This is a genomic window from Nocardiopsis moroccensis, assembly GCF_055763695.1.
In genome coordinates, this window is record NZ_CP199747.1 from 2,812,990 (window position 1) to 2,838,164 (window position 25,175).

The 25,175-nt window shown below is 72.0% G+C and carries 26 protein-coding genes; 15 read left to right on the plus strand and 11 right to left on the minus strand.

Annotated elements, in window-relative coordinates; genetic code table 11:
- The first annotated feature begins 4 nt into the window (after positions 1–4).
- The 5 genes from panB to ACUKCB_RS12485 all read left to right on the plus strand — a co-directional run bounded on the left by panB (position 5) and on the right by ACUKCB_RS12485 (position 4,150).
- Complete coding sequence (gene panB / locus ACUKCB_RS12465) at positions 5–859, plus strand: 3-methyl-2-oxobutanoate hydroxymethyltransferase (RefSeq protein WP_473040660.1); 855 nt, start codon at positions 5–7, stop codon at positions 857–859.
- Positions 860–1,056: 197 nt separating this feature from the next.
- Positions 1,057–2,097, plus strand: coding sequence for an LLM class F420-dependent oxidoreductase (locus ACUKCB_RS12470; protein WP_473040661.1), 1,041 nt, complete (start codon positions 1,057–1,059; stop codon positions 2,095–2,097).
- Positions 2,098–2,290: 193 nt separating this feature from the next.
- Complete coding sequence (locus ACUKCB_RS12475; RefSeq protein WP_473040662.1) at positions 2,291–2,860, plus strand: hypothetical protein; 570 nt, start codon at positions 2,291–2,293, stop codon at positions 2,858–2,860.
- A gap of 40 nt (positions 2,861–2,900) precedes the next feature.
- Positions 2,901–3,518: a hypothetical protein gene (locus tag ACUKCB_RS12480; RefSeq protein WP_473040663.1), complete on the plus strand. Its 618-nt coding sequence runs from the start codon at positions 2,901–2,903 to the stop codon at positions 3,516–3,518.
- 26 nt (positions 3,519–3,544) lie between these two features.
- Positions 3,545–4,150 (plus strand): hypothetical protein, encoded by a 606-nt coding sequence (locus tag ACUKCB_RS12485; protein ID WP_473040664.1) that lies wholly within the window; start codon positions 3,545–3,547, stop codon positions 4,148–4,150.
- Between the two features lie 75 nt (positions 4,151–4,225).
- Here ACUKCB_RS12485 and npdG read toward each other — a convergent pair whose 3' ends face one another.
- Together npdG and ACUKCB_RS12495 are read right to left on the minus strand one after the other, a co-directional pair.
- Entirely contained in the window at positions 4,226–4,921 is a 696-nt protein-coding gene (gene npdG / locus ACUKCB_RS12490) for an NADPH-dependent F420 reductase (RefSeq protein ID WP_473040665.1), read from the minus strand.
- Positions 4,922–5,054: 133 nt separating this feature from the next.
- The gene (locus ACUKCB_RS12495; protein ID WP_473040667.1) at positions 5,055–5,246 is read right to left on the minus strand and encodes a hypothetical protein; all 192 of its coding nucleotides are present in this window, start codon (positions 5,244–5,246) and stop codon (positions 5,055–5,057) included.
- 127 nt (positions 5,247–5,373) lie between these two features.
- Between ACUKCB_RS12495 and map (ACUKCB_RS12500) the strand changes: the two genes are divergently transcribed.
- Both map (ACUKCB_RS12500) and ACUKCB_RS12505 read left to right on the plus strand, forming a co-directional pair.
- Complete coding sequence (map, locus tag ACUKCB_RS12500; protein ID WP_473040668.1) at positions 5,374–6,225, plus strand: type I methionyl aminopeptidase; 852 nt, start codon at positions 5,374–5,376, stop codon at positions 6,223–6,225.
- Between the two features lie 161 nt (positions 6,226–6,386).
- Positions 6,387–7,241, plus strand: coding sequence for a HEAT repeat domain-containing protein (locus ACUKCB_RS12505; protein ID WP_473040669.1), 855 nt, complete (start codon positions 6,387–6,389; stop codon positions 7,239–7,241).
- Between the two features lie 41 nt (positions 7,242–7,282).
- Here ACUKCB_RS12505 and ACUKCB_RS12510 read toward each other — a convergent pair whose 3' ends face one another.
- On the minus strand, positions 7,283–7,612 hold the full coding sequence (locus ACUKCB_RS12510) for a DUF6247 family protein (RefSeq protein ID WP_452545888.1): 330 nt from the start codon (positions 7,610–7,612) through the stop codon (positions 7,283–7,285).
- Between the two features lie 240 nt (positions 7,613–7,852).
- Positions 7,853–8,206, minus strand: a complete 354-nt coding sequence (locus ACUKCB_RS12515) for a hypothetical protein (protein ID WP_473040670.1) — start codon at positions 8,204–8,206, stop codon at positions 7,853–7,855.
- 93 nt (positions 8,207–8,299) lie between these two features.
- Between ACUKCB_RS12515 and ACUKCB_RS12520 the strand changes: the two genes are divergently transcribed.
- The 4 genes from ACUKCB_RS12520 to ACUKCB_RS12535 all read left to right on the plus strand — a co-directional run bounded on the left by ACUKCB_RS12520 (position 8,300) and on the right by ACUKCB_RS12535 (position 12,545).
- Positions 8,300–8,743: a MarR family winged helix-turn-helix transcriptional regulator gene (locus ACUKCB_RS12520; RefSeq protein WP_473040671.1), complete on the plus strand. Its 444-nt coding sequence runs from the start codon at positions 8,300–8,302 to the stop codon at positions 8,741–8,743.
- A gap of 211 nt (positions 8,744–8,954) precedes the next feature.
- Positions 8,955–9,788, plus strand: a complete 834-nt coding sequence (locus tag ACUKCB_RS12525; RefSeq protein WP_473040672.1) for a M55 family metallopeptidase — start codon at positions 8,955–8,957, stop codon at positions 9,786–9,788.
- A gap of 239 nt (positions 9,789–10,027) precedes the next feature.
- Positions 10,028–11,419 (plus strand): M20/M25/M40 family metallo-hydrolase, encoded by a 1,392-nt coding sequence (locus ACUKCB_RS12530; RefSeq protein WP_473040673.1) that lies wholly within the window; start codon positions 10,028–10,030, stop codon positions 11,417–11,419.
- A gap of 241 nt (positions 11,420–11,660) precedes the next feature.
- A complete protein-coding gene (locus ACUKCB_RS12535; RefSeq protein WP_473040987.1) occupies positions 11,661–12,545 on the plus strand; it encodes a S66 peptidase family protein in 885 nt (294 codons plus the stop codon).
- Between the two features lie 197 nt (positions 12,546–12,742).
- Here the strand turns inward: ACUKCB_RS12535 and ACUKCB_RS12540 are convergent, their stop codons facing one another.
- The 3 genes from ACUKCB_RS12540 to map (ACUKCB_RS12550) all read right to left on the minus strand — a co-directional run bounded on the left by ACUKCB_RS12540 (position 12,743) and on the right by map (ACUKCB_RS12550) (position 15,956).
- The gene (locus ACUKCB_RS12540; protein WP_473040674.1) at positions 12,743–13,882 is read right to left on the minus strand and encodes an RNA-guided endonuclease InsQ/TnpB family protein; all 1,140 of its coding nucleotides are present in this window, start codon (positions 13,880–13,882) and stop codon (positions 12,743–12,745) included.
- Positions 13,883–14,043: 161 nt separating this feature from the next.
- A complete protein-coding gene (locus tag ACUKCB_RS12545) occupies positions 14,044–15,105 on the minus strand; it encodes a potassium channel family protein (RefSeq protein WP_473040675.1) in 1,062 nt (353 codons plus the stop codon).
- Positions 15,106–15,188: 83 nt separating this feature from the next.
- Complete coding sequence (gene map / locus ACUKCB_RS12550; protein ID WP_473040676.1) at positions 15,189–15,956, minus strand: type I methionyl aminopeptidase; 768 nt, start codon at positions 15,954–15,956, stop codon at positions 15,189–15,191.
- Positions 15,957–16,038: 82 nt separating this feature from the next.
- On the opposite strand from map (ACUKCB_RS12550), the gene ACUKCB_RS12555 reads away from it, so the two are divergent.
- From ACUKCB_RS12555 to ACUKCB_RS12570, 4 genes are all read left to right on the plus strand, one after another.
- Entirely contained in the window at positions 16,039–16,338 is a 300-nt protein-coding gene (locus ACUKCB_RS12555) for a helix-turn-helix domain-containing protein (RefSeq protein ID WP_473040677.1), read from the plus strand.
- Between the two features lie 185 nt (positions 16,339–16,523).
- The gene (locus ACUKCB_RS12560; RefSeq protein WP_473040678.1) at positions 16,524–18,494 is read left to right on the plus strand and encodes an acyl-CoA dehydrogenase family protein; all 1,971 of its coding nucleotides are present in this window, start codon (positions 16,524–16,526) and stop codon (positions 18,492–18,494) included.
- 151 nt (positions 18,495–18,645) lie between these two features.
- Positions 18,646–19,926, plus strand: coding sequence for an MFS transporter (locus ACUKCB_RS12565; protein WP_473040679.1), 1,281 nt, complete (start codon positions 18,646–18,648; stop codon positions 19,924–19,926).
- A gap of 67 nt (positions 19,927–19,993) precedes the next feature.
- On the plus strand, positions 19,994–20,398 hold the full coding sequence (locus ACUKCB_RS12570; protein WP_473040680.1) for a hypothetical protein: 405 nt from the start codon (positions 19,994–19,996) through the stop codon (positions 20,396–20,398).
- A 39-nt stretch (positions 20,399–20,437) separates the two neighbouring features.
- Here the strand turns inward: ACUKCB_RS12570 and ACUKCB_RS12575 are convergent, their stop codons facing one another.
- The 4 genes from ACUKCB_RS12575 to ACUKCB_RS12590 form a co-directional block, all read right to left on the minus strand.
- Positions 20,438–21,013, minus strand: coding sequence for a hypothetical protein (locus ACUKCB_RS12575; RefSeq protein ID WP_473040988.1), 576 nt, complete (start codon positions 21,011–21,013; stop codon positions 20,438–20,440).
- A 195-nt stretch (positions 21,014–21,208) separates the two neighbouring features.
- Entirely contained in the window at positions 21,209–21,820 is a 612-nt protein-coding gene (locus tag ACUKCB_RS12580; RefSeq protein ID WP_473040681.1) for a TetR/AcrR family transcriptional regulator, read from the minus strand.
- 34 nt (positions 21,821–21,854) lie between these two features.
- Positions 21,855–23,015, minus strand: coding sequence for an acyl-CoA dehydrogenase family protein (locus ACUKCB_RS12585; RefSeq protein ID WP_473040682.1), 1,161 nt, complete (start codon positions 23,013–23,015; stop codon positions 21,855–21,857).
- An 8-nt stretch (positions 23,016–23,023) separates the two neighbouring features.
- The gene (locus ACUKCB_RS12590) at positions 23,024–25,174 is read right to left on the minus strand and encodes an ATP-binding protein (protein WP_473040683.1); all 2,151 of its coding nucleotides are present in this window, start codon (positions 25,172–25,174) and stop codon (positions 23,024–23,026) included.
- Between the last annotated feature and the right edge of the window lies 1 nt (position 25,175).

Consider the following 25,175-nt stretch of genomic DNA (forward strand, 5'->3'; position numbering starts at 1 on the left):
CATCATGAACACCACCCCGAAGACCCCCTCCGCCGGGAACGCCCTGTACGGCGGGGTCACCAACCGGCGGGTCACCATCCGCGACCTGGCCCTGGCCAAGCAGCGCGGCGAGCGCTGGCCGATGCTGACCGCCTACGACGCCCTCACCTCGCGGATCTTCGACGAGGCGGGCATCCCCGTCCTCCTCGTCGGCGACTCCGCCGCCAACGTCGTCTACGGCTACGACTCCACCGTCCCGGTGACGATGGACGAGCTGGTTCCGCTGACCGCGGCCGTCTCCCGCTCCACCACGCGGGCGCTGGTCGTGGCCGACCTGCCCTTCGGCTCCTACCAGGGCTCCCCCCAGCAGGCGCTGGAGGCGGCCTCCCGGTTCATGAAGGAGGGCAACGCCCAGGCCGTGAAGCTGGAGGGCGGCCACACGGTGGCTCCCCAGGTGGAGATGCTGGTCTCGGCGGGGATCCCGGTCATGGGTCACGTCGGCCTGACCCCGCAGTCGGTGAACACCCTGGGCGGTTACCGGGTGCAGGGCCGTGGCGAGGCCGCCGCCGGCCTGCTCAAGGACGCCAAGGAACTGGAGCGTGCGGGCGCGTTCTCGGTGGTGCTCGAAGCGGTCCCGGCCGACCTGGCCGCCGAGGTCACCGAGCAGCTGTCCGTCCCGACCATCGGTATCGGCGCGGGCCCGTCCACCGACGCCCAGGTGCTGGTGTGGCAGGACATGGCCGGGCTGAGCCCGCGGGTGGCCAAGTTCGTCAAGACCTACGCCGACCTGGCCGGAACCCTGCGCGACGCCGCGACCTCCTACGCGGACGAGGTCGTCAGGGGCAGCTTCCCGGCCGAGGAGCACACCTACTCCAGCTGATCCGCCGGACGGCGGGCGAACCGTCGGACGTGGCCCTCGTGCCGCGACCGGCGGTTCGTCGCGTCTGGGGGGCGGTCTCGGAGAGGGTTACGGAACCGGTGAGCCAGACAACAAACCGAACTGGACTCGGTAGTACAGTGACGGCACACCGAGCACCTACGCGGGCCGGGAAGCCCGGCCCACCGGGAGGACAGCACATGCGCATCTCGATGCCGCTCCAGTACTCGGGCGAGCCCAAGGCCGCCGTCGACCAGGTCGTCGAACTGGAGAAGGCCGGGTTGGACACCGTGTGGGTCGCCGAGGCCTACGGTTACGACAGCCCCACCCTGATGGGCTACCTCGCCGCCCGCACCGAGCGGGTGGCCATCGGTTCGGCCATCCTCCCGATGTACAGCCGGACCCCCACCCTGATCGCGATGACCGCCGCCGGGCTGGACTACCTGTCCGACGGGCGCGCCATCCTCGGCTTGGGCGCCAGCGGCCCGCAGGTCATCGAGGGCTTCCACGGCATCCCGTACACCAAGCCGCTCGGCCGCACCCGCGAGACCATCGAGATCTGCCGCAAGATCTGGGCCCGCGAGGAGCGCCTGACCCACGACGGCAAGGTGTTCCAGCTGCCGCTGCCGCCGGAGAAGGGCACCGGCCTGGGCAAGCCGCTCAAGATCATCAACCACCCGGTCCGGCCCGCGATCCCGATCTTCGTCGCCTCCCTGGGCGAGAAGAACGTCGAGATGACCGCCGAGACCGCCGACGGGTGGCTGCCGCACCTGTTCATCCCGGAGAAGGCCGAGACCGTGTGGGGCGAGTCCCTCGCCAGGGGCAAGGCCAAACGCGACCCGGGCCTGGGCGCGCTGGAGATCTCCGCCGGCGGCCTGCTCGCCATCGGCGAGGGCGAGGAGACCAGGAAGCTGATGGAGTTCACCCGCCCGATGATCGCCCTGTACGTGGGCGGCATGGGCGCCAAGGGCAAGAACTTCTACAACACGGTCGCCCAGCGGTACGGCTACGAGGAGGCCGCCGAGAAGATCCAGGACCTGTACCTGGACGGCAAGAAGGACGAGGCCGCCGCGGCGGTCCCGGACGAGTTCGTGGAGCTGACCAACCTGGTCGGCCCCGAGTCCTACGTACGCGAGCGCGTGGAGGCCTTCCGGGCCGCCGGAGTCACCCAGCTCAACGTGACGCCCGTGGGCGACAACCCCGCCAAGCTCATCGAGAAGGTCAAGGAGTGGGCCTCCTGAGCCACCCGTAACACCAGGTCGCGTGCCCCGCGCTCCCGTGGGGCACGCGGTTCCCCAAGAAACGGGGGACTTCTTTTCCACACGAAGGCGCAGCGCACCCCGCATTCGATACCCTCGGTAACCGAAATCCCACTTATTGCTCTGTTAACATGCGTTAAGTAACGTCCCGCCCCCGGACGAAACCGGAGAACGCATGCCCCCCGTACCCCGCAGATTCGGCGCGAGCGCCCTCCTGATGGCGGCCGCCCTCGGCTCGGTCCTCGCCTCCCCGCTGCCTGCGGCCGCCGCCCCCGCACAACACTGCGTCGGCGACATCGACGGCAGCAGCCAGGAGTGCTTCGACACCTACGCCCAGGCGATCGACGCAGCGGAGAACCGCGTCGGACACACCCTGGCCGAACAGGAACGCGCCCTCGCCGAACAGGAACACACCCTGTCCGGGCCCCGGATCAGCGCCCTCGCCGCCGAGAGCAGCTCCAACGTGATCATCGGCACCTACTTCGAACACGGGAACTACGGCGGCGCCACGTTCACCCTCCACGGGGACAACACCTGCCAGGGCGGCGACGACATCGAGTTCTGGTTCACCTTCCCCCCGGAGTGGCAGAACATCATCTCCTCGGCCCAGCCCTGGGCGCGGTGCTCGCTGTGGCTGCACTCGGGACCGGACGGCACCGGCGACCGCGACGGCCCCTACCGCGAGAACACCCCCGACATCGGCGGCTACATGAACGACCGCACCGTCTCCACCACCCTGGGCTGACGTCCGACTCCCCCCACCCCCGCTCGATGGGAGAACCGACATGAGACGCACGTACGCCGTGCTCGCCGCCGCCGCGGTCGCCGTGGCGACCGCGGTCACCACGGCACCGACCCCGGCCTACGCCGACCACGAGGACACGCCCACGGTGCGCGAGCTGCTGGAGCGGTGCGACGTGTCCACGGACCTGTGCGAGTTCCACCCCGGCGGAGAGCCCGAGCTGTTCTCCGCCCATGGCCGCGTCGTGGGATCGGAGGTGTTCAACTGCACCTCGGGCCGCCAGAACATGGCCGTGCAGTGGTCCGACACCACGTCCCAGAGCAACAGCGTCGGCCTGGCCCTGACCACCGAGGCCGGATTCGGAGAGGTCTTCTCGGTGTCCTACGAACAGTCCTTCCAGCACACCTGGACGACCTCGCACACCGAGGCGCAGACCACCTTCGTCAACACCGGCCCCGGTGAGGTGGGCTGGGTCGAGCGCCGACCGCGGATGCAACGCGTGCACGGCACCTACGAGCTGCACTTCGGCAGCCGCCAGTGGGGCCACTACATCTGGTACGCGCCCTTCACCGCCGAAGGACCCGTGCCCGGATCACCGGACGAGATCGTCACGCAGAACGTGCGGCCGATGACCGACGCGGAGGAGGCGGCGTGCCCGTGACCCCCCGCCCCGGGAGGGGCACAACGATGAGGACCCTCGCGGCCGGCGCCGCGGCGAGCGCGGTGGCGGCGGCCCTGGTACTGTCCCCCGCACCGGCCGCGGCCGACCACGAGGGCACCCCGACCGTCCGGGAACTGCTGGAGAGGTGCGGTGAGAGCACCGACCTGTGCGAGTTCCACCCCTCGGGCGCCCCGGAGTACTTCCAGAACACCGCCGAACAGGTCGGCGCACCGGTCTACAACTGCACCGACCACGAGCAGCTCTCCCAGGTGTCCTGGTCCAAGACCACGGGCGAGTCCAACAGCGTGAACCTGTCGATGACGGCCACGTTCGGTGCGATCTTCAAGCAGAGCTTCACCGTCTCCTACGGCCACGAGTGGAGCTCGGAGCACACGCAGACCCAGCGGACCCAGATCACCGCCCAGCCGGGCGAGGTGGCCACCGTGTACTACGGGCCCAGGATGCAGCGCGTGCACGGCACCTACGAGCTGCACTTCGGCAGCCGCCAGTGGGGCCACTACATCTGGTACGCGCCCTTCACCGCCGAAGGACCCGCGGACGACCAGGGCAGCACCGTCACCCAGTCCACGAGGCAGATGACGGACGGGGAGCGCGCCGCCTTCTGCGGCTGACCCGGCCTCCTGCCCACGGAACTCCCGGTCGTGCCGCGCCCCCGGTTCCCCGACCGGCGCGGCACGGCCCGGGGCTCACAGACCCGTGATGCGGATCCCCGCGTGGGTCTTGTAGCGGCGGTTGACCGCGATGAGGTTGGCGGTGAGCGCCTCCACCTGGTGGGCGTTGCGCAGCCGCCCGCCGAACACGCCCCGGACGCCGGGGATCCGCTCCGCCAGGGCGCGCACGACGTCGGTGGCCTCCCGGTCCTCGCCCAGCACCAGGACGTCCAGGTCGATCTCCTCGACCTCGGGGTCGAGCAGGAGCACGGCGGACACGTGGTGGAAGGCCGCGGTGACCCGGCTGCCCGGCAGGACCTCTGCGGCCTGCTGGGCGGCGCTGCCCTCGGCGACGTCCAGGGCGAAGGGCCCCTTCTTGTCGAAGCCGAGCGGGTTGACGCAGTCCACCACGATCTTGCCGGCGAGCCTGTCGGCCAGGGACACCAGCAGCTCGCGGTGGCCGTCCCATGGCACGGCGACGATGACCACGTCCCCCTGGACGGCCGCTTCCACGTTGTCCAACCCGTGCACCCGGATGGCGGTCGACTCGGCCTCGACCAGCTCACCCGCTGCCTTGGCGGCGCGCTCGGCGCTTCGGGAACCGATGTAGACGGTGTGCCCGGCCAGGGCGAACCTGCGGGCCAGACCACGCCCCTGGTCACCCGTCCCGCCCAGGACGGCGATGGTCAGCCCGGTGATGTCCGCGCCCTGTGTCGCGTTCTGTTCACTCATGCGCCGATCCTGTCAGAACGGGGTTCGGTGCGGAACGCACAGGGCCGGTCTTCGCCGGACCAACCCCTCCCGCCCCTGGTCAGGGCCGCTCCCGGGCGGGGCTGGACGGCCGACCGGCCCGGCGTCCGCGCCATCAGCGGTCTCCCCCGTTCTCCTCCTGCTCCTCCCAGGCCTCGTTGCGCTCGGCCGCGATGCCCAGGGCGCGCGCCGCCGTGGCCTCGTCGGGGTAGGGGCCGAGCCGCTGGCTGTTGGGGCAGCCCGCGCCGTGTTCGACCCTGCTGTGTTTGAGGCAGTACCACCAGCCGTCGTCCTGTGCGTCGCCCACTACCGAACCACCTCTCTCGTTTCGGATACGTGGGGCACCTACCCGAACCTGGGGCGCTCCTCACACCCGCCCCGGACGTGCCGCGGCCCGGCCGGGAGGGTGCACCCACGAACTACAATCAGTGTCCATGACTACTCCGCTGGTTCCTGGGCGCATCTCGCCACAACGTTCGGTTCCCCCGCACATCGTCCGACCGGAATACGTGGGCAAGAAGCACCCGGTGGAGGGTGTTCTGGGAGACGTCCAGACTCCGGAGACCATCGAGCGGATCCGGGTCGCGGGCCGGATCGCGGCCCAGGCCCTCGAAGAGGTCGGCAAGAACGTCCAGCCCGGTGTGACCACGGACGAGCTGGACCGGATCGGCCACGAGTTCCTGCTGGACCACGGCGCCTACCCGAGCACCCTCGGATACAAGGGCTACCCGAAGTCCCTGTGCTCCTCCCTCAACGAGGTCATCTGCCACGGCATCCCGGACGACACGGTGGTCCAGGACGGTGACATCGTCAACATCGACATCACCGCGTACAGGGACGGCGTGCACGGCGACACCAACGCCACGTTCCTGTCCGGCGAGGTCTCCGAGGAGCACCGCCTGCTCGTGGAGCGCACCCACGAGGCGACGATGCGCGCGATCAAGGCGTGCCGGCCCGGCCGCCAGATCAACGTGATCGGCCGCGTGATCGAGTCGTACGCCAAGCGGTTCGGCTACGGCGTCGTCCGTGACTTCACCGGCCACGGGGTGGGGCCCGAGTTCCACTCCGGGCTGGTCGTCCCGCACTACGACGACCCGCGCGCCACCACCGTGATGGAGCCGGGCATGACCTTCACGATCGAACCCATGATCACCCTGGGCGGCGTGGACTACGACATGTGGGACGACGGTTGGACCGCCGTCACGGCCGACCGTCGGTGGACCGCGCAGTTCGAGCACACCCTGGTCATCACCGACTCCGGAGCTGAGATCCTCACCCTGCCGTAACCGGGCGTGCCCGTCCCCCAGCCGCCCGAGGGCCCGGCCGCGGCGCCTTCGTTCCCCGAAGGCGCCGCCGGGCTCCGGCCGCCGAGCCGGTGTCGAGAACCCTGTACGAGCCCGGCCGCCGCGCCGGTGACCACGTCCGACCGACACACGGGGACCCTGCCATGGCGATGTTCGTCCACCTGACCCCCCGCGCCAACATCACCCGCGTCCGGCGGTCCGGCCTGCGCACGACCACCGGGTTCGGGGATGCGCGCGGAGTGTTCTGCTTCCCGGTCCTGCCGTCGTACACGGTGACCCATCAGTGGCTGCGGGAGCTGTCCCGCCACCACGGGCCGCGTGGCCTGGTCGGGGTGTACGTGCGGCTGCCCGACGGTGAAACGGTCACGGTCGGCCACCACGACGACCGGCGGGGACCGCGGCAGGTGACCGCCGCGGAGGCGGTGCGCGTGATCGCCGCGCTGGAGGACCCGCGCGGCTGGGAGGTGGTCGTGCCCCGCCCGGTGACCCGGAGCGAGGTGCACCGTATCCGGGAGGTCCGGCAGGTGACCGGATGGCGCTACTTCCCCGACTCCCACGGCCCCGCCCCCTGCGCCTGCGCGGACTGTGCGGTGCGCGGCGGGTACGGCGCCAGGCGGTTGCGCCAGCGCCGTCCGCACCCCCTGGACGGCCCGGTACCCCCGCCCCGGGTGCTGGTGGGGCGGATCTCCGAAGCACGGACCCGCGGGGACGCCGCGGCGCTGCGCGAGGCGCTGGGTTGGTTCAGTCGGCGCCGCCGCGGCCCCGTGGAGGAGTTGGCCCCGCTGGCCGACCATCCGCATCCTCTGGTGCGGGCCTCCCTGGCCGAGGCCGTCGCGGCCTGGTCGACCCCGGGCGTGGACGCCCTCCTCACCCGACTGGCCGCCGACCCCGATCTGCAGGTCCGTGAGGAGGCGGTGGTGGCCCTCGCCACCCGCACCGACCGGCGCCCGCACCTGACCCGCACCCCGTCCGGATCACCGCAGCCGCACGGACGCTGAGCCGTCCCCCGGTGCGTCCGGTTCCCGGCGACAGCGTACAACTACAAACCCAACCGAGCCTTGAGTTCTGACCATGGCACCGTGGAGACGGGCTCACCTCTCTCCACCTTGGCCGCAGTGTCCAGCATCCGACGATGGGCTTCAGGGTCACGGGAGGACATGGCTACATGCCACCAGCGATCCAGGCACTCGTTCACCGGAGCGATGTCCAAACTCTCCCGTGCCTCGTTCATCACCCGCCGATACTCCCGGTCGAAGTCACCCGCCTCCTCCGGAAGAAGCGCGGACCGGATCGCTCTGGGATTCCTGTTGATCCGCTCGTTCGGGCTCTGCTCTGGGCTGCCCTGGGCTCGCCGGGAACGTGCTGGCATGTGTGTCCTCCTCACTCCGACCTCCAGATTACGGCGACGGAGGCCGCCACGGCGGTCGTCCACAGGGGGAATCCGGGTGAGCGCCTCAACGGCCCCTCCGGTCGGAGAGCACCCGCCCGCCGCGCCCGGTGTGAACTCAGCCCCCGGGGTCGGGCGCGGGAACGGGTGGGAACCGTGGCTGCGCCGGACCCCGGGCCGTCCCTGCGAGCCTGCCCAGCTGGCGTAGCCACCTTGGGCGGGTCACGGTTCGGCGTGTGCCCGGCGAGCCCCCTCCGTGCCGCGCACGGCCAGGAACAGGGCGAAGGCCGCGCAGGTGACGGCGCCCAACAGGCTCGCCGCGCCCAGCTCTGCCCGCACCGCGTAGGAGGAGGCCGAGGTCATCAGGACCCCCGTGCCCAGGCCGAAGGCGAAGAGCAGGCCTGCTCGGGCCCACCTCGCCGGTAGCAGTGCGGTCGCGGCCAGAGCCGCGCAGAGGACCAGGTCGGGGACCAGGAAGAGGTTCTCGGCGTGCCAGGAGTCGTGGTGGAACAGGTACACGAAGGTCACGAGGCCGATCGCCGCGGCGGCCGTACGCGCCAGAAGGAGCAGGTTCACGGGGGGGTCCTTCCGAAGACTGTTTGTCAGCACTGCTGACAATCAGATTAGAGGAATATCAGCACCCTTCCAAGCAGCCCCTACACTCTCCCCATGACCAGCAGCGCACGGATCGAGATCGCCGACTTCACCGGGTACCTGCTCCACCGCCTGGGCAACGACACGACCCGGGTGATCGAGCGAGCCCTGCAACCGACCGGACTACGGGCCCGGGAGGTCCGGGTGCTGGGCTTCCTGTCCGAGGACCCCCTCTCGCAGAGCGCCCTGTGCGGGATCAGCGGGCTGGACCGCACGACGATGGTGGCGGTGGTCGACCGATTGGAGGAACGCGGTCTGGCCGAACGCCGCCGCGACCCCGCCGACCGGCGCCGACAGGCGGTCACGCGCACGCCCGACGGCGAGCGGACCTTCGGGGAGGCCGCCGCCCTGCTCCTGCGCGCCGAGGACGACTACCTCGCTCCGTTGGACGCCACCGAGCGGGAGACACTGCGCCTGCTGCTGCGCAGGCTCTACCTGTCGCGCACACCGGACTGCTAGCGGGGCCGGCGCGAACCCTGCTCCTGCCCCGGCGTCGGGACAGGATCGAGGGCAGGGCAGGCCGGGGTGAGGCCCGGGGGTCTCCGGGCAGGACGAGGCGGGCTGGGACCGGGCGCCCCCGGGATCCATGGGATCGCGATTCGCCCTCCGATGCCACCCCAGGGCCTTCGGACCGTGGATAACCGCCCCTCCCGGGCCTAGGCTCTGCCGGATGAAGATCCTCATCTCCGCGGACATGGAGGGCGCCACCGGTGTCACCTGGCCCGCCGACTGCGAACCCGGGACCGAACAGTGGCAGCGCTGCCGCTCCATGTTCACCAGCGACGTCAACGCCGCGATCGACGGGCTCCTCCGGGGCGGCGCCACCGAAGTCCTGGTCAACGAGGCCCACTCCACCATGCGCAACCTCCTCCTGGAGGAGCTGGACGAGCGGGCCACCATGATCACCGGACGCCACAAGGAACTCTCCATGGTCGAGGGTGTCCAGACCGGCGACGTCGACGGCGTCGTCTTCCTCGGATACCACTGCGGGGCCGGGGAGGACGGCGTGCTCGCGCACACCTACCTGCCCAACGCCATCACCGGGGTGTGGCTCGACGGTCAGCCGGCCGGCGAGGGCTACCTCAACGCCGCCGTGGTCGCCGAGTACGGCACCCCCGTCATCCTGGTGACCGGCGACGACCGGACCTGCGAGGACGCTGGATCCTACGCGCCCGCCGCCCGCACCGTGGCGGTCAAGGACCACGTCAGCCGGTACGCCGCCCGCTGCCGCCCACCCGCCCGCACCGCCGCCGACATTCGCGCGGAGGCGGAGCGGGCCATGGCGCTCGCCGGACGCCTGACCCCGGCCGAACCCGCCCCCAAGACCATGGAGATCGAGGTCGACTCCGCCCAGCTCGCCCAGGCCGCTGCCGTCGTCCCCGGCGTCACACGCACCGGAGCGCGGCGGGTACGGTACATCTCACCGGACGCCTACGAGATGATCCGCGCGTTCAAGGCGGTCTGCACCCTGATCTCCAACGCGATGGAGAAGGACTACGGCTGACCGCTGACCCCCGCCCCCGCTCCACCGGCACCGAGCGCCCGTCCCGGGGCCCACCCACGGCTGACCCCACGACCGGGGTGTTTTTGGCGGTTCCGGCCGAACGTGCGGGCGCTGCCCCGCGCGAACCGGTAGAACGGTGGCGGGTACCAGCACCGAACCGCACGGGACGCCCGTGTGCCCGAAGTGACCGAAAACCCCGAACGTGCTGCATAACCCCTGCTGAGAGCGAGGCCGAGCCCGTGGGCCACACCAACACCTCCCTGCCCGACAGCGTCCGTGAGGACGCCCTGGTCGAGGCCGGCGAGGACGCCGTCCACCTCACCCGCGAGCTGATCCGGCGGGACTCCACCAACCACGGCAAAGGCGAGGGGGACGAGCGCGCCGCCGCCGAGTTCATCGCCGAGGCGCTCGGCTCCACGGGCCTGTCCCCGGTGATCCTGGAGTCCGCCGACCGGCGGGCCAACGTGGTCGTGCGTATCCCGGGCACGGACCCGGACGCCGACGCCCTCCTGGTCCACGGCCACCTGGACGTGGTGCCCGCCGACCCCCACGACTGGACCTTCCCGCCCTTCGGTGGGGAGGTCGCCGACTGCCCGGCCACCGGGGTGCCCTCACTGTGGGGGCGCGGCGCCGTCGACATGAAGAACACCATCGGCATGGTCACCGCCGTGGTCCGGTACTGGTCCGAACTGGGTCTGCGCCCCCGGCGCGACATCGTGCTGGCGTTCGTCGCCGACGAGGAGGACAGCGCCGCCTACGGGGCCGACTACCTCGTGCGCAGCCACCCCGACCTGTTCGAGGGCTGCACCGTGGCCATCGGCGAGGGCGGTGGCCACACCGTGCACGCCCGGGACTCCTCCGGCTCCCCCGTCCGCCTGTACCCGATCGGGTCGGCCGAGCGCGGCAGCGCCTGGCTGACCCTGCGCTCGCAGGGCACCGCCGGGCACGGCTCCCGGCCTCCCCGCGACAACGCGGTCGGTGCTCTGGCCGCCGCCGTGGCCCGGATCGACGGGCACCGCTGGCCGCTGCACCTGACCCCGGTCACCCGCGCCGCCATCGACTCCATCGCCAGCTCCCTGGGGATCGAACGCACCCCTGGCGACACCGACACCAACGAGGCCGTGGACGCCCTGGTGGCCCGGTTCGGAACTGCCGCCCCGCTGGTCGGCCCCACGGTGCGCAACAGCGCCGCACCCACGATGCTCTCCGCCGGCTACAAGGTGAACGTGGTGCCGGGCGAGGCGACGGCCGGGGTGGACGGCCGTGTCCTGCCCGGCGGCCAGGACCAGTTCACCGAGACCATGGACGCGCTGACCGGCGACCACGTGGAATGGGAGTACGCGCACGGTTCGCCGCCGGTGGCCGCACCGGTGGACTCGGCCGCCTTCGACGCGCTGCGCTCGGCGATCCTCGCCCACGACCCCGGGGGCCTGGTGGTCCCGGTGTGCCTGGGCGGCGGTACGGACGCCAAGGTGTTCTCCCGGCTGGGGATCGAGTGCTACGGCTTCTCCCCCATGCGGATGCCCGCGGGCATCGACTACCCGAGTCTGCTGCACGGGGTGGACGAACGGGTGCCGCTGGAAGGGCTGCGGTTCGGGGTACGGGTGCTGGACAGCTTCCTGCGCGGCTGAGGCCTGCGCAGCCGGGGTCCCGCTGCGGCGCCGCGCACACGGTGCGGCACTGCGGGACAGGTGAAGGACAGGACGACAGGTATGGGGGACCAACGTGGGTGAGTCGGTGGCCGAGGCGCTTGACGGCCCAGGCGGTGCGCAGGAACCGGCCGGGGGTCGCCGGCCGGGCGGCGGAGGGGACCCGAGCCCGCGGACGGTGCGGGCGCTGACCCGCCCGCCGAGGCTGCGGGAGGGCGACAGGGTGCGTCTGGTGGCCCCGTGCAGCCCGGTTCCGGCGCCCCAGCTGGACGCGGCGGCGGAGGTTCTGCGGGGCTGGGGTCTGGAGGTCGAGCTGGCCCCGCACGTGCGTGACCGCCACCCGCTCCTGCCCTACCTCGCCGGGGCCGACCGGGACCGGGCCGCGGACCTCCAGGAGGCCTGGTGCGCCCCGGACGTACGCGCGGTGTTCTGCGCGCGCGGCGGCGACGGGGCGCACCGGATGCTGGACCTGCTGGACTTCGACGCGATGCGCCGGGCCGCCCCCAAGGCCCTGGTCGGGTTCAGCGACATCACCGCGCTGCACGAGGCGTTCGCGGTCGAGCTGGGCATGGCGACCGTGCACGGGCCGGTGGTGGGGACCCGCTACTTCGTGGGCGACGCGGCGGCCCAGTACGAACTGCACACCACCCTCTTCACACCCGAACGGCGCACCGTGCTCACCTCCCCGGGGGCGCATGCCCTGGTGCCGGGCCGGGCCGAGGGGGTGACCTTCGGCGGGAACCTGAGCCTGCTCAACGACGGGCTCGCCACACCGCACAGCCGGCTCTCAGCGGCGGGCGGCATCCTGGTCCTGGAGGACGTCAACGAGGACGCGGCCCGCATCGACCGGATGCTGACCCACCTGCTGCGCACCGGGTGGATGGACGGCGTGACCGGTATCGCCCTCGGCACGTGGACCGACTGCCCCCCTGGCCCGGAGGCCGTGTCCGACCTGATGCGGGACCGCCTCGCCCCCCTCGGGGTGCCGGTGCTGGCGGGCCTGGACTTCGGCCACTGCGCCGCGCAGCTCACCCTCCCGCTGGGGGTACCGGCCGTGCTGGACACCGGGGAGGGCACTCTCGCGCTGGCCGTCCCCGGACTGGATTGACGTCCTCCTCGGGGTGAACCCCCCGGGGATTCCCACAGCCTCGCGGCTGTAGGCGCGGTGCGCCTCACGGCGTCCGCTGGTTCCTGTTTCGCTGGCCGGCGCCCCACCCGGAAGGGTGGTGGTCCTACCCAACCTCCCGCCCCTACTGTGCGTTGCCTCGCAAGCTCGGCATGATCGCACAGCGGGGGCCCGGCGTTTCAGTTCTCCGCTTCCCGCTCTCTGGCGAGTTTCCGTCCAGCGGCGAGCACCACCCGAGACGCATTCACATCCCGGTCATGGACCGTCGCGCACCCAGAACACGTCCAGGTACGCACATGGAGAGGTTTGGGCCCGTCGACCACCCAGCACACCGAGCAGGTCTGCGACGACGGCAGGAACCGGCCCACCTTGACAAAGGTGCGCCCGTACCGTTGCGCCTTGTACTCCAGCATGCCCACGAACGCCGACCACCCGGCGTCGTGCACACTCTTGGCCAACCGGGTGCGCCCGAGCCCCTTCACACACAACTCCTCCACGAACACCGCTTGATTCTCGCGAATGATCGTGGTGGAAAGCTGATGGTGGAACTCACGGCGGGCATCGGCCACCCTCGCATGGGCGCGGGCGACCTTCACCCGTGCCCTGGCCCGGTTGTTCGACCCTTCCCGTTTACGGGACAGGTCCTTCTGGGCCTTCCTCAGCTTCTTCTCGGCACGGCGCAGGAACCTCGGGTTGGGCACCTTGGTGCCATCAGAGAGCACCGCGAAGTGGCCCGACCCCAGATCGATCCCCACATCATCCGCACTCTCCCGGAGCGGTGTGTCATCGGTCTCGACCACGAACGAGGCGAAGTAGCGCCCGGCGGCGTCCTTGATCACCGTGACCGTGGACGGGGCCGAGGGCAGGGCCCGTGACCACTTCACCTTCACCTCACCCACCTTGGGCAACCACAGCTTGCCCTGATCGGTGATCTTCCAGCGGGCGTTGGCGGTGAACCGGATCGACTGCCGGTGGTCCTTGCGGGACTTGAACCGGGGCCGACCCACCTTGGGACCCTTGCGCTTACCTTTCAGGGAGGCGAAGAAGTTGCGATACGCGGTATCCAGGTCGCGCAACGACTGCTGGAGGATCACCGAGCAGACCTCGCCCAGCCAGGACCGTTCCTCGGTTCCCTTGGCCTGGGTGATCAACCGCGTGGACAACTCCCCCGTCTTGGGGAAGGCCTCACCCTGCGCCCGCGTGGTCTCACGCGCCCGCAGGGCGTCGTTGTAGACCACACGGGAGCACCCGAAGGCGCGGGCCAGATCTGTGCACTGATCGGCGTTCGGGTACACACGGAAGTTGTACCGCAACTGCATACCTTTGACAGTAGAGGCGGGCTAGGACAGAACGTGACCGACCAAGGACACACGGGAGGCTTTCCAGAGCCGATTCACCTCCGGCCCGAAGGCCGGAGCACTCTCGGATCAAAACCGGTAGCGGCGGGCGGGGCCGGGACCGCGGCCGCCTCCCCGCGGTCTCACCCGGTGTCCCACCGATGGGCCGGGGGCCGGGTGTGCGACCAGCGGTGCAGGTTTTCGAGGAAGACACGGCAGCGGCACACCGCCCGTTCGGCCTCGGAGCGCTCCGGGTGCTGGTCGCCTTCGCCGAGGCGTTCGGACAGCATGCGCTCCACCCGTCGCACGGCCCGCCGGTCCTGGTCGGTGGGCCGGGGGTCCGCCAGCCGCCGCGCCACGTTGCGGCCCAGGTAGGTTCCGGCGACGGTCCCCTGCAGGCGGGCCAGTGCGGAGTCCAGCGTCTGAGCCGCCGACAGGAGCGCCGGGTCGCGTCGGCCCGCGAGCAGCGCGGCCACCGTGCTCTCCTCCAGGTGGCGCAGTGCGGTCTCGGGGTCGTACTCCTCCCTCTTCGAGCGGTAGGTGAAGGCCACCAGCGGGTAGCGGTGCACCATCTCCTCGACCTCCCGCACGTGTTCGGCCCAGCGCCGGCACTGCGCGCGCGTCTCGGACACGCCGGCCTCGGCCAGCAAAGCGACGATGACGGTGATCCCGTCCCGATCACGGACGTCGTCGTGGACGGCGAGGGAGAACCGGTTGCGGGCGGCGACCCCGTTGACGACCTCGATGGCGTAGGTGGCCATGCCGGTGAACAGGGTGAAGCCGACGGCCGCCCCCACCACCGACACCACCTGGCCGAGGGTGGAGAGCGGGGTGAGCTCACCGTAGCCGAGCACCGTGATCGTGCCCGCCGCGAAGTAGAGGGCGTCGAGGAAGGTGAGCGGATCGAGGTCGGCACCGATCTGGAACTCCTCCGGCAGCATCGGCCACACCGCCAACGCGAGGGCGAGCGCCAGCGAGACCAGCCACACCAGGAAGGTCGTGACCAGGATCAACGGTCCGGCGAGGCTGAGGAGGTGCTGGCCCGGGCCGGGCAGGCGCGTGCTCAACCACACGATGGGGTGCCACACCGCCCGGCGGACGAGCACGGCGGCCACCCCTTCGGCGTCCGGGTGCAGCACGGTGACCGCGGCGTCGCAGGCGACCAGCACGGTCAGGATGATTCCGACGATCGAGATGATGGCCATACCCGCCCTGCTACCCGTCCCGCACCCCGAGAAGCATGCGGACGACGACGGCGGCGGGTGCCGGGGGCGCCGGGAGCGGTTCGCTAGGGCAGGGTGAGCACCACCGGGCCGTCCTCGGTGACGGCGACCGTGTGCTCGCAGTGGGCGGCCCTGGTGCCGTCGTCGCTGAGGACCGTCCACCCGTCGTCGCCGTGGGCGTAGCCGTCGGAGCCGCCGCGCACGAGCTGGGGTTCGATGGCGATGACCAGTCCCGGGCGGAGCTTGAACCCTCTTCCGGGGCGGCCGTCGTTGGGCACGTCGGGGGCCTCGTGCATGGTGCGGCCGATGCCGTGTCCGCAGTGGTCTGCGGTGAGACCGTACCCGGCGGCGCGGGCCCCGGTGGCGATGGCGTGCCCGATGTCACCCACACGGTTCTCCGGGCGGGCGGCCTCCACGCCTCGGGCCAGGGCGGCCTCGGTGTCGGCGATCAGGGCGAGGTCGGCCGGGTCGGCCGTGCCCACCACGAAGCTGATAGCGGCATCGCCGGACCAGCCTCGCAGCCGTGCGCCACAGTCGACGCTGACCAGGTCGCCGTCGGCCAGGACCCGCTCCCCGGGGACCCCGTGCACGATCTCGTCGTTGACGCTGATGCAGGTCACGCCGGGGAAGGGCATCGGCGCCCAGGCGGGGTGGTAGTCCAGGAAGAGGGGTTCGGCGCCCGCCGCGGCGATGGTCCCGGCCGCGGCGCGGTCCAGCTCGGCGGTGGTCCGACCGGGTTCGGCGACCTCGCGGGCTGCGGCGAGCGCGTGTGCGACGACGCGGCCGGCCTCACGCATCAGGGCGATCTCGGCGGGGGTCTTGATCTCAACCATGGGAACTCTTTCGAGGACGGGACTCAGATAATTATACCGGTATTACTATACGCTCTTTGAGGGTGCGGGATACACTCGCCGCATGGTTCGTGAACCGCTGACCGAAGAGCAGATCGAACGCGGCCGTGCCCTCGGCGCGCTCCTGCGCCAGGCCCGAGCCGATCGCACGATGGTGGACGTCGCCCGCTGCTCCGGGATCTCCGTGGAGACCCTGCGCAAGATCGAGGGTGGCCGCATCCCCACCCCGGCCTTCTTCACCGTCGCGGCCGTCGCCGCCACCCTGGGCCTGTCCCTGGACGCCCTTCTGGACCGGGTCGGCTCCGCGACCGAACCCGCCGCCGTCGGACCCGCCCCCCTGCACCCGCACGGCATCGCTGTCTGAGCACGGGCCGGGTGCCGGAGAACACGCCACCGCCCGGCACCCGGGAAACCGCTCCGAGGACCGACACCCGGGCAACGCCTAGGTTGGGACTCACACCCGCGGCCCGGGCGTGTTCACAGCCGCCCGCCCGCGCGCGGTGGTAACCACGTGAAGGTCGCGTCAACGTCGACCACAGGGGGAACATCATGAGTGAACAGACACCGCTGAAGCTGGACGAGGCCGAACTACGCGGACTGCTCGACGGCCGATGGGCCAACGTGCGCGAACGCGCCCGCGACGTCATCCGGGGCGAGGACTTCGCCCCGGTCCACGGCCTGTCCGTGGAGGAGCACCGCGCCCGCACCCTCAAACAGCTCATGGCGCTGAACGGGACCGGCATGCCCGCGTACGGCTTTCCCGAGTCGGTGGGCGGCGCGGACGACGTCGGCGCCTCGGTGGTGGCCTTCGAGATGCTCGTCGCGGACATGTCGCTCATGGTCAAGATGGGCGTGCAGTTCGGGCTGTTCGGCGGTGCCGTCAAGGCCCTGGGCACCGACGAGCACCACCAGCGGTACCTCCCGGACATCATGAGCGTGGAACTGCCCGGCTGCTTCGCGATGACCGAGACCGGCCACGGATCGGACGTGCAGAGCCTGGGCACCACCGCCACCTACGACCCGGACACCGAGGAGTTCGTGGTCCGCACCCCCAACGAGCACGCGCGCAAGGACTACATCGGCAACGCCGCCCGCGACGGCCGCATGGCGGTGGTCTTCGCCCAACTGCGCACGCCCGACGGTGACGGCGGACTCGTCGAGCACGGCGTGCACGCGCTGATGGTGCCCATCCGGGACGAGAAGGGCAGGCCGATGCCCGGGGTGACCATCGAGGACTGCGGCCCCAAGGCCGGACTCAACGGAGTCGACAACGGCCGCCTGTGGTTCGACGACGTGCGGGTGCCCCGCACCGACCTGCTCAACCGGTACGGCGACGTGGCCGCGGACGGGACCTACTCCAGTCCCATCGAGAACCCCAACCGGCGCTTCTTCACCATGCTGGGCACCCTCATCCGCGGCCGCATCAGCGTGGCCGGGGGCGCGGGCAGCGCCACCAAGGCCGCACTGGCCATCGCGGTCCGCTACGCCGACACCCGCCGCCAGTTCACCCGTCCGGCCACCGACTCCCAGCCCGAGCAGGAGGTGCGGATCCTGGACTACCTCGCCCACCAGCGCAAGCTCCTGCCCGCGCTGGCCCGCACATACGGGCTGCACTTCGCCCAGGAGGAGCTGGTCACCCGCCTGCACGAGCTGTCCCGCTCCGAGGAGCGCGACGAGCACGCCCAGCGCGAACTGGAGTCGCGCGCCGCCGGGCTCAAGGCGGTCGCGACCTGGCACGCCACCGAGGCCATCCAGACCTGCCGCGAGGCCTGCGGCGGCGCGGGCTACCTCTCGGAGAACCGGATCCCGCAGCTCAAGGCCGACTCGGACATCTTCACCACGTTCGAGGGTGACAACACCGTCCTGTTGCAGCAGCTCACCAAGGGTCTGCTCACCAACTTCAAGGACTCCTTCGGCGACCTGGACCAACTGGGCCTGGCCAAGTTCATGGCGGGCAAGGTGTTCGAGACCGTCATCGAGCGCACTGCCGCGATCCCGCTCATCGACCGGCTGATCGACGCCTCCCCCGGCCGGGGCGAGGAGGCCAACCTGTACAACCGCGGCTGGCAGCTGGAACTGCTGGAGGACCGGGAGAAGCACATCATCGAGGGCCTGGCGGGGCGCCTGCGCCGCTCCAGGAAGGACGGCAGCGACGCCTTCGACGTGTTCAACCAGGCCCAGGACCACGTGCTCGCGGCGGGCCGCGCGCACATGGACCGGGTGGTGCTGGAGGCCTTCGTCGCGGGCATCGACCGCTGCGGGGACAAGCCGACGGCCAAACTGCTCAACCGCCTGTGCGACCTGTACGTGCTGTCGGTGATCGAGGAGGACCGGGCCTGGTTCCTGGAGCACGAGCGGCTCTCCACCGCCCGGGCCAAGGCGGTCACCCAGGCCGTGAACGACCTCTGTCAGGGACTGCGCCCGTACGCGGTCCAGCTGGTCGACGCCTTCGGCCTGCGCGACGAGTGGCTGGCCGCACCCATCGCCCTGGGCGCCGAGCAGCGGCGCCAGGAGGAGTGACCCGGCGGGCACCCTCCGGGTGACCGCTTCCGGTCCGGCCGGGGCCCGCCCCGGGCCCCGGCCGGACCGGGCACGCACCCGTTTTCCCCTCTTCCCCCGGAACCTGGGCTCCGCCTAACATGAGTGACCTTCATGTTAGGTAGGTCACCCCGTGCGCACACCCCCGGCGCCACCGCCCCCGGATTCCCTCCCCCCGGCCCTGGCCGAACCCACCCGCAACGTCCGCGCCCTATGGGTGGCCGGGATCAGCCTGGCCAACCTCGGTATGTGGATGGCCTTCTTCGGTCCCCTCCAGGTCCTGCTCCCCGAACAGGTCGGCCGGGCCTCGCCCGCGGACAAGGAGACGGTGCTGGCCTGGGTCACCGGGATCGGCGCGGCCATGGCCATGGTCGCCACCCCGCTGGCCGGGGCGCTCTCGGACCGCACCACCGGGCCGCTGGGACGCCGCAGACCCTGGGTCCTGGCCGGGGCGGTGCTCGGCGGTGCCGGGCTGGTGGTCCTCGGCACCCAGGAGAGCGTCGCCGGGATCCTGCTGGGTTGGTCGTTCGTACAGACCTCGCTGTCCTGCCTGAACGCGACCCTGCTCGCCGCCGTCCCCGACCACGTGCCGCGGAGCCAGCGCGGAGCGGTTTCGGGCTGGGTCGGCATCCCGCAGTCGGCCGGGGTGGTGGCGGCGGTCGTGCTGGTCACCGTCGTCGTCACCGAGACCGCACCGGGCTACACCCTGATCGGTGTCCTCACCGTCGCCTGTGTGCTGCCCTTCGCCCTGCTCTCCCCCGACCCGCCGCTGCCCCGCGGGGCCCGGCCGCCCTGGCGCGACTTCGCCCGGGGGCTGTGGGTCTCGCCCCGCCGCCATCCGGACTTCGCCTGGGCCTTCCTCACCCGGTTCCTCATCGGCACCGGGAACGCGATGTTCATCCTGTACCTGCTGTACTTCCTGCGCGACGAGGTGGGCTACGAGGACCTCTTTCCCGGTTCCTCCGCCACGGACGGGCTGCTCACCCTGATCCTGGTGTACACGGCGGCGGTCGTGGCCACCACCGTGGTGGCGGGCGCGGTCTCGGACCGGCTCGGGAAACGACGCGGCATGGTCTCCTTCGCCGGGGTCGTGATGGGCCTGCCCGCGTTCATGGTGGCCCTCTCCCCCACCTGGGCGTCGGTGCTGGTCTGCGCGGTGGTGCTGGGTGTGGGGTTCGGTGTCTTCCTCTCCGTGGACAACGCCCTGGTCACCGAGGTGCTGCCGACCGCCGAGGGGCGCGCCAAGGACCTGGGGATCGTCAACATCGCCAGTTCGGGCCCGCAGGTGATCGCCCCCGCCCTGGCCGGGCCCATCGTGGTCCACCTGGGCGGCTACCCGGTGCTGTACACGGCCTGCGGGGTGATCTCGCTGCTCGGCGCGGCGGTGGTCTGGCGGATCAGGGGCGTGGCCTGAGACCGGATCCGTGCTTGCCCGTGTGGCCTCCGGCGTCCCGCGCCCGACCGGAGCGAACATGGCGGGCATGGATGCTCGGGAGTGGTGGGACCGGCTGGTCGGCGAGCTGACCGAGGGCACGGAGGTGACCGTCTACCCGGGGGGAGCCGGCCCGCCGGTCACCTACCGGGCCACCAGCCGGGCGGAGGTCCTGCCGGGCGAGCACGCCATCCGGATCAGCTGTTTCATGGGCCGGGAACTGGAGCAGCCGATGACCCTGCACCTGGATCCGGCCGCCCTGGCCGCCCGGCTGCGGGAGCTGACCGAGGGGGCGGTGGAGGCGTTCGGGACCCGGCGGCGCGGGGGCCTGGAGGAGGCCTACGCACTGCTCATGCTCCACCTGGAGGAGACCGTCGGGACCGCCAGGCCCGGGGAGACCCACCTGGTCCCGAGCCGGGGCGGTTTCGACTCCCTGCCCGAGCCCCCTGAGTGAAGCCCGTCGGCCGCACGGCCCTGCGGTCAGGGCACCCTGTCAGTCGGTGACCGGGTCCAGGGTCCCGCTGTCGGTGCGGGTGTGGCCGGGGGCCTCCTCGCCGCGCCGGCGGGCCGGTTCCCACCACCACCAGTGCGTTTCGGGCACCCAGGCGGGCACCGCCTCGACGGTGGCCGGGCTGGCGTCGCCGGCCACGGCCTCCAGGGCGTCGTCGATGCGTGGGATGGCGTCCAGGTCCACCGGGCGCAGGAAGTCCCGCAGGGGGACGAACTCGTCACCGAGGACCTGGAGCATGGAGCGCCGCCAGCAGGCGGGGCGGTAGCCCTCGTGCCGACCGTTCTCGGCCGCGGTCTGGCTGCGCACCACGTACAGGCTGAGCCGGTCGGGGTTGTTGCCGCTCACCAGCAGTCCGGCGAGGGTCGCGTTGAAGTTCTGCCCCGCGGGGGAGCTCCGCTCGGCCCGTGTGGTCGCCCGGTAGAGGTCGAAGAGCCGCGCGAAGGCGGTGTCCATGAGGGCGTCGCGGTCCCTGCCCCGCTCGGAGCTCTCCGCGAACGCGTCCAACGCCCGTTGGGCCAGGCCGGGGATGTCCCTGCCCGAATCCGCACTCACCGACACACCGCCTTGTCCGACCCTCTCGACCTGCCCGAAGGCCTGTCGCACGAAAACTGTTGTGGAACAACCGCTGCGGTCGGGACTTTGCCCAACCTTTTCGATCATAAGCGCCCACCGCGCGAATGCGGTAGGCGGTCCGGGGTCCGGTGTCCCCGTAGCCGCGGACGGACCGGCCCGCGCGGGCCCCGGGGCGGTGGTTCAGCCGACGGCTCCCAGCGCCTGGTCGAGCATCCGGGCCCACTGGCGGACGATGCGGCGCCTGCGGGCCCGGTCGTCGGTGAGGAGGTTGGCCAGGCCCAGCCCCCGGGCGAGGTCGAGGGTGGCCTGAACTGCCTCGCGGGTGCCGGGGACCGACTCGTCGGCGCCCAGCAGCTCCACCACCGCCCGGTGCACCTGGCGGCCCACCTGTTCCTCCAGCGGGATGACCCTCTCGCGCAGGACCGGGTCGCTCGCGGCCCCGGCCCACAGCTGGAGCGCGGCGTTGAAGCCGGTCCCGTTGAAGGCGTCCACCACCATCTGCACCACGGCCTCGGTACGGTCGGGCCCCTCGGGGACCGCCTCGGCCCGGCGGCGCAGGTCGGCGCCGCGGTTGTCCACCATGTGCCGCAGCGCCGCCAGCAGCAGGTCCTCACGGGTCGGGAAGTGGTGTTGCGCGGCACCCCGGGACACCCCGGCGCGCTCGGCGACCGCGCCCACCGTGGCCCCTGCCACCCCGCGTTCGGACAGACACCCCACCGCCGCGTCCAGCAGCCGGGCCCGGGTGGCCCGGCTGCGTTCCTGTCTCGGCTCCCGGTCGGATGCCGTGTCCACTGCGCGCCTCTTCTCCGCTGTGGTCTGCCCGTGGTCAGTACGACTTGGGCAGGCCGAGGGACTGCTGTGCCACGTAGTTGAGGACCATCTCCCGGCTCACCGGGGCGATCCGGGCCAGGCGGGAGGCGGCGATCGCCGCTCCCAGTCCGTACTCGCTGGCCAGACCGTTGCCGCCGAGGGTCTGCACGGCCTGGTCGACCGACCGTACACACGCCTCCGCGGCGGCGTACTTGGCCATGTTGGCCGCCTCGCCCGCGCCCGCGTCGTCGCCGGAATCGTAGCGGAGCGCGGCGTACTGGGTCATCAGGCGGGCCTGCTCCATCTCGATCTTCACCTGGGCCAACGGGTGCGCCAGCCCCTGGTGGGTACCGATGGGCCGGTCCCGCCACACCGTGCGCTCCTTGGCGTAGGCGACCGCCTTGTCCAGGGCGTGCCGGGCGCTGCCGGTGGCCAGGGACGCGGCCATGATGCGTTCGGGGTTGAGTCCGGCGAAGAGCTGGAGGAGGCCGGCGTCGGGGTCGCCGACCAGGGCGTCGCCGGGCAGGCGGACGTCGTCCATGAACAGCTGGAACTGGTGGTCCGGGCTGACGATGTCCATCTCGATCCGGCGGGCCTCGAACCCGGGGGTGCCGGTGGGGACCGCGAACAGGGCGGCGGACAGGCGCCCGGTGTCCTCGTCCTCGACGCGGCCGACCACGAGGACGGCGTCGGCGACGTCCACCCCGGAGATGAAGGTCTTGCGGCCGTTGAGCACCCAGCCGCCACCGTCCCGACGGGCGGTGGTGGTGATGCGGTGGGCGTTGGAGCCGGCGTCGGGCTCGGTGATGGCGAAGGCCATGACGGACTCGCCGGTGGCCAGGCCGGGCAGCCAGCGCCGGCGCTGCTCGGGGGTGCCGAAGCGGGCCAGGACGGTGCCGCAGATGGCCGGTGAGACCACCATCATCAGGGTGGGGCACCCGGCGGCGCTGAGCTCCTCCAGGACGGCGGCCAGGTCCGCGATGCCACCGCCACCGCCGCCGTACTCCTCGGGGATGTTGACGCCCAGGTAGCCGAGCCCGCCCGCCTCGCGCCACAGTTCGGTGAGGTAGGCGTCCTCCCTGGCCCTGGCCCTGTAGTACTCCGAGCCGTACTCGGCGGCGAGGCCCGCCACCGCGGCCCGCAGCTCCACACGCTCGGGGGGTTCGTTGAAGGTCATGGCACCGGTCAATGTTCGAGCCCTTCGTCGTGGGGGGTGGCCTCCGCGTGGTGGCCGTCGGAGCCGCTGTCGGAGACGGGCGCGGGGCCGCTGTCGGGGTCGGTGTAGTCGAGTACGGCCAGGGGAGCCCCCGCGGGGACCCGCTCCCCCGCGGCGACCGGGAGTTCCCGGACGGTCCCGGCGGCGGGGGCGGTGATGCGGTGCTCCATCTTCATGGCTTCCATCCGCAGCAGGGTCTGCCCCTCCCGGACCTCCTCCCCCGCGGTGACGTCCACCGCGGTGACGGTGCCCGGCATGGGCGCGGGCAGCGCACCCGGGTCGACGGTCGCCTCGGGTTCGGGGAGCGGGTCGAGCACCCTCAGGGCGACCGGTCCGAGTGCGGACTCGACGAACACCTCCGGTCCGTCGGCCCCCTGCGGTCCCCGGCGGTCCGGGGCGGTCCGGTACACGTCGAAGGCCCGGCGCAGCCCGTCCACCTCCAGGACCGCCCGGTCGGGGGTGGCGGACAGCACCCGGACGCCCTCCTGCTCGGGCAGGTGTGCGCCGCGCACCGACCGGAAGGCGGTGGTGATCTCACGCCCGTCAGGGGTGGTGTGGCGCCGCAGGTGGGGGGCCGAGGGCAGGTTGCGCCAGCCCGCGGGGATCCCGGCAGGGAGGGTGCCGCCGCCCCGGGAGGCCTCGAACGAGGCCAGGGAGGCGGCGAGCGCCGCCAGCCGTTCGGTGTCGCCGTCGGCGAGGGGCCGGGCCAGTTCGGTGAGGCGGTCGCCGGTCAGGAAGCCGGTGTGCAGCCCTTCGGGCCGGTGGTGCGCCCGGGCGAAGTCGGGGTGGCGCAGGGCCCGCACGAGCAGGTCGCGGTTGGTGCCCACGCCGTGCAGCCGGGCCCCGGCCAGGGCTGCCGACAGGCGCCGCAGGGCGTCGCGGCGGTCACGGCCGTAGGCGATGACCTTGGCGAGCATGGGGTCGAAGTCGGTTCCGACGGTGTCGCCCGTCCGCACACCGTGGTCCAGGCGCACCCCGGGTCCGGTCAGGGGGGTGAAGCCGACGGTGGCCGCGGGCACGTCGAAGGTGTGCAGCAGCCCGGTCCGGGGCCGCCAGTCCTCGCGCGGGTCCTCGGCGTACAGGCGGGCCTCGACGGCGTGGCCGCGCGGCGCGGGCGGGCCGTCGGCGGGCAGGGGCTCGCCCTCGGCGATGCGTAGCTGCCACTCCACCAGGTCCAGGCCGGTGACGCACTCGGTGACGGGGTGTTCGACCTGGAGGCGGGTGTTCATCTCCAGGAAGACGGGCTCGCCCAGGCCGTCGCCGGTGACGGGAACGAGGAACTCGGCGGTCCCGGCACCGGTGTAGCCGATGGCCGAGGCCAGGTCGCGGGCGGCGCGGTGCAGCCGCTGCCGGAGCCGTTCGGGCAGCCCCGGCGCGGGTGCCTCCTCCAGTACCTTCTGGTGGCGGCGCTGCGCCGAGCAGTCGCGTTCTCCCAGCGCCCAGACGGTGCCGTAGTGGTCGGCGAGGACCTGTACCTCCACGTGGCGGCCGCGTTCCACGTAGGGCTCGCAGAACACGGCGGGGTCGCCGAAGGCGGAGGCGGCCTCGGCGCGGGCGGCCTCGGCCCCGGCGGCGAGCCCGGCGAGGTCGCGGACCACGCGCATGCCGCGCCCGCCGCCCCCGGACACCGCCTTGACCAGTACGGGGAGGTGTTCGGCCCGGACGTCGGCGGGGTCGAGGGCGTCGGCGACGGGCACCCCGGCGTCGCGGGCGACCTTCTTGGCGAGGGTCTTGGACCCCATCTGCTCGACCGCCTCGGCGGAGGGCCCCACCCAGGTCAGTCCGGCGTCGGTGACGGCGCGGGCGAAGGCGGCGTTCTCCGACAGGAAGCCGTATCCGGGGTGGACGGCGTCGGCGCCGGACGCCCGTGCGGCGGCCACGAGGGCGTGCGGGTCGAGGTAGGCGTCCACGGGGCCGCGCCCCTCGGGGACGGTCAGGCACAGGGCAGTGTCGGCCTCGTGCACGTGCGCGGCGTTCTCCTCGCCGGGCGCGTGCACGGCGACGGTGGCCACCCCCAGGGTCCGGCAGGTGCGGATGATCCGGCGGGCGATCTCGCCGCGGTTGGCGACCAGCAGTGTGGTGATGGGGTTGGCGGGGGCGGTGAGGGGTGTGTGGGTCATG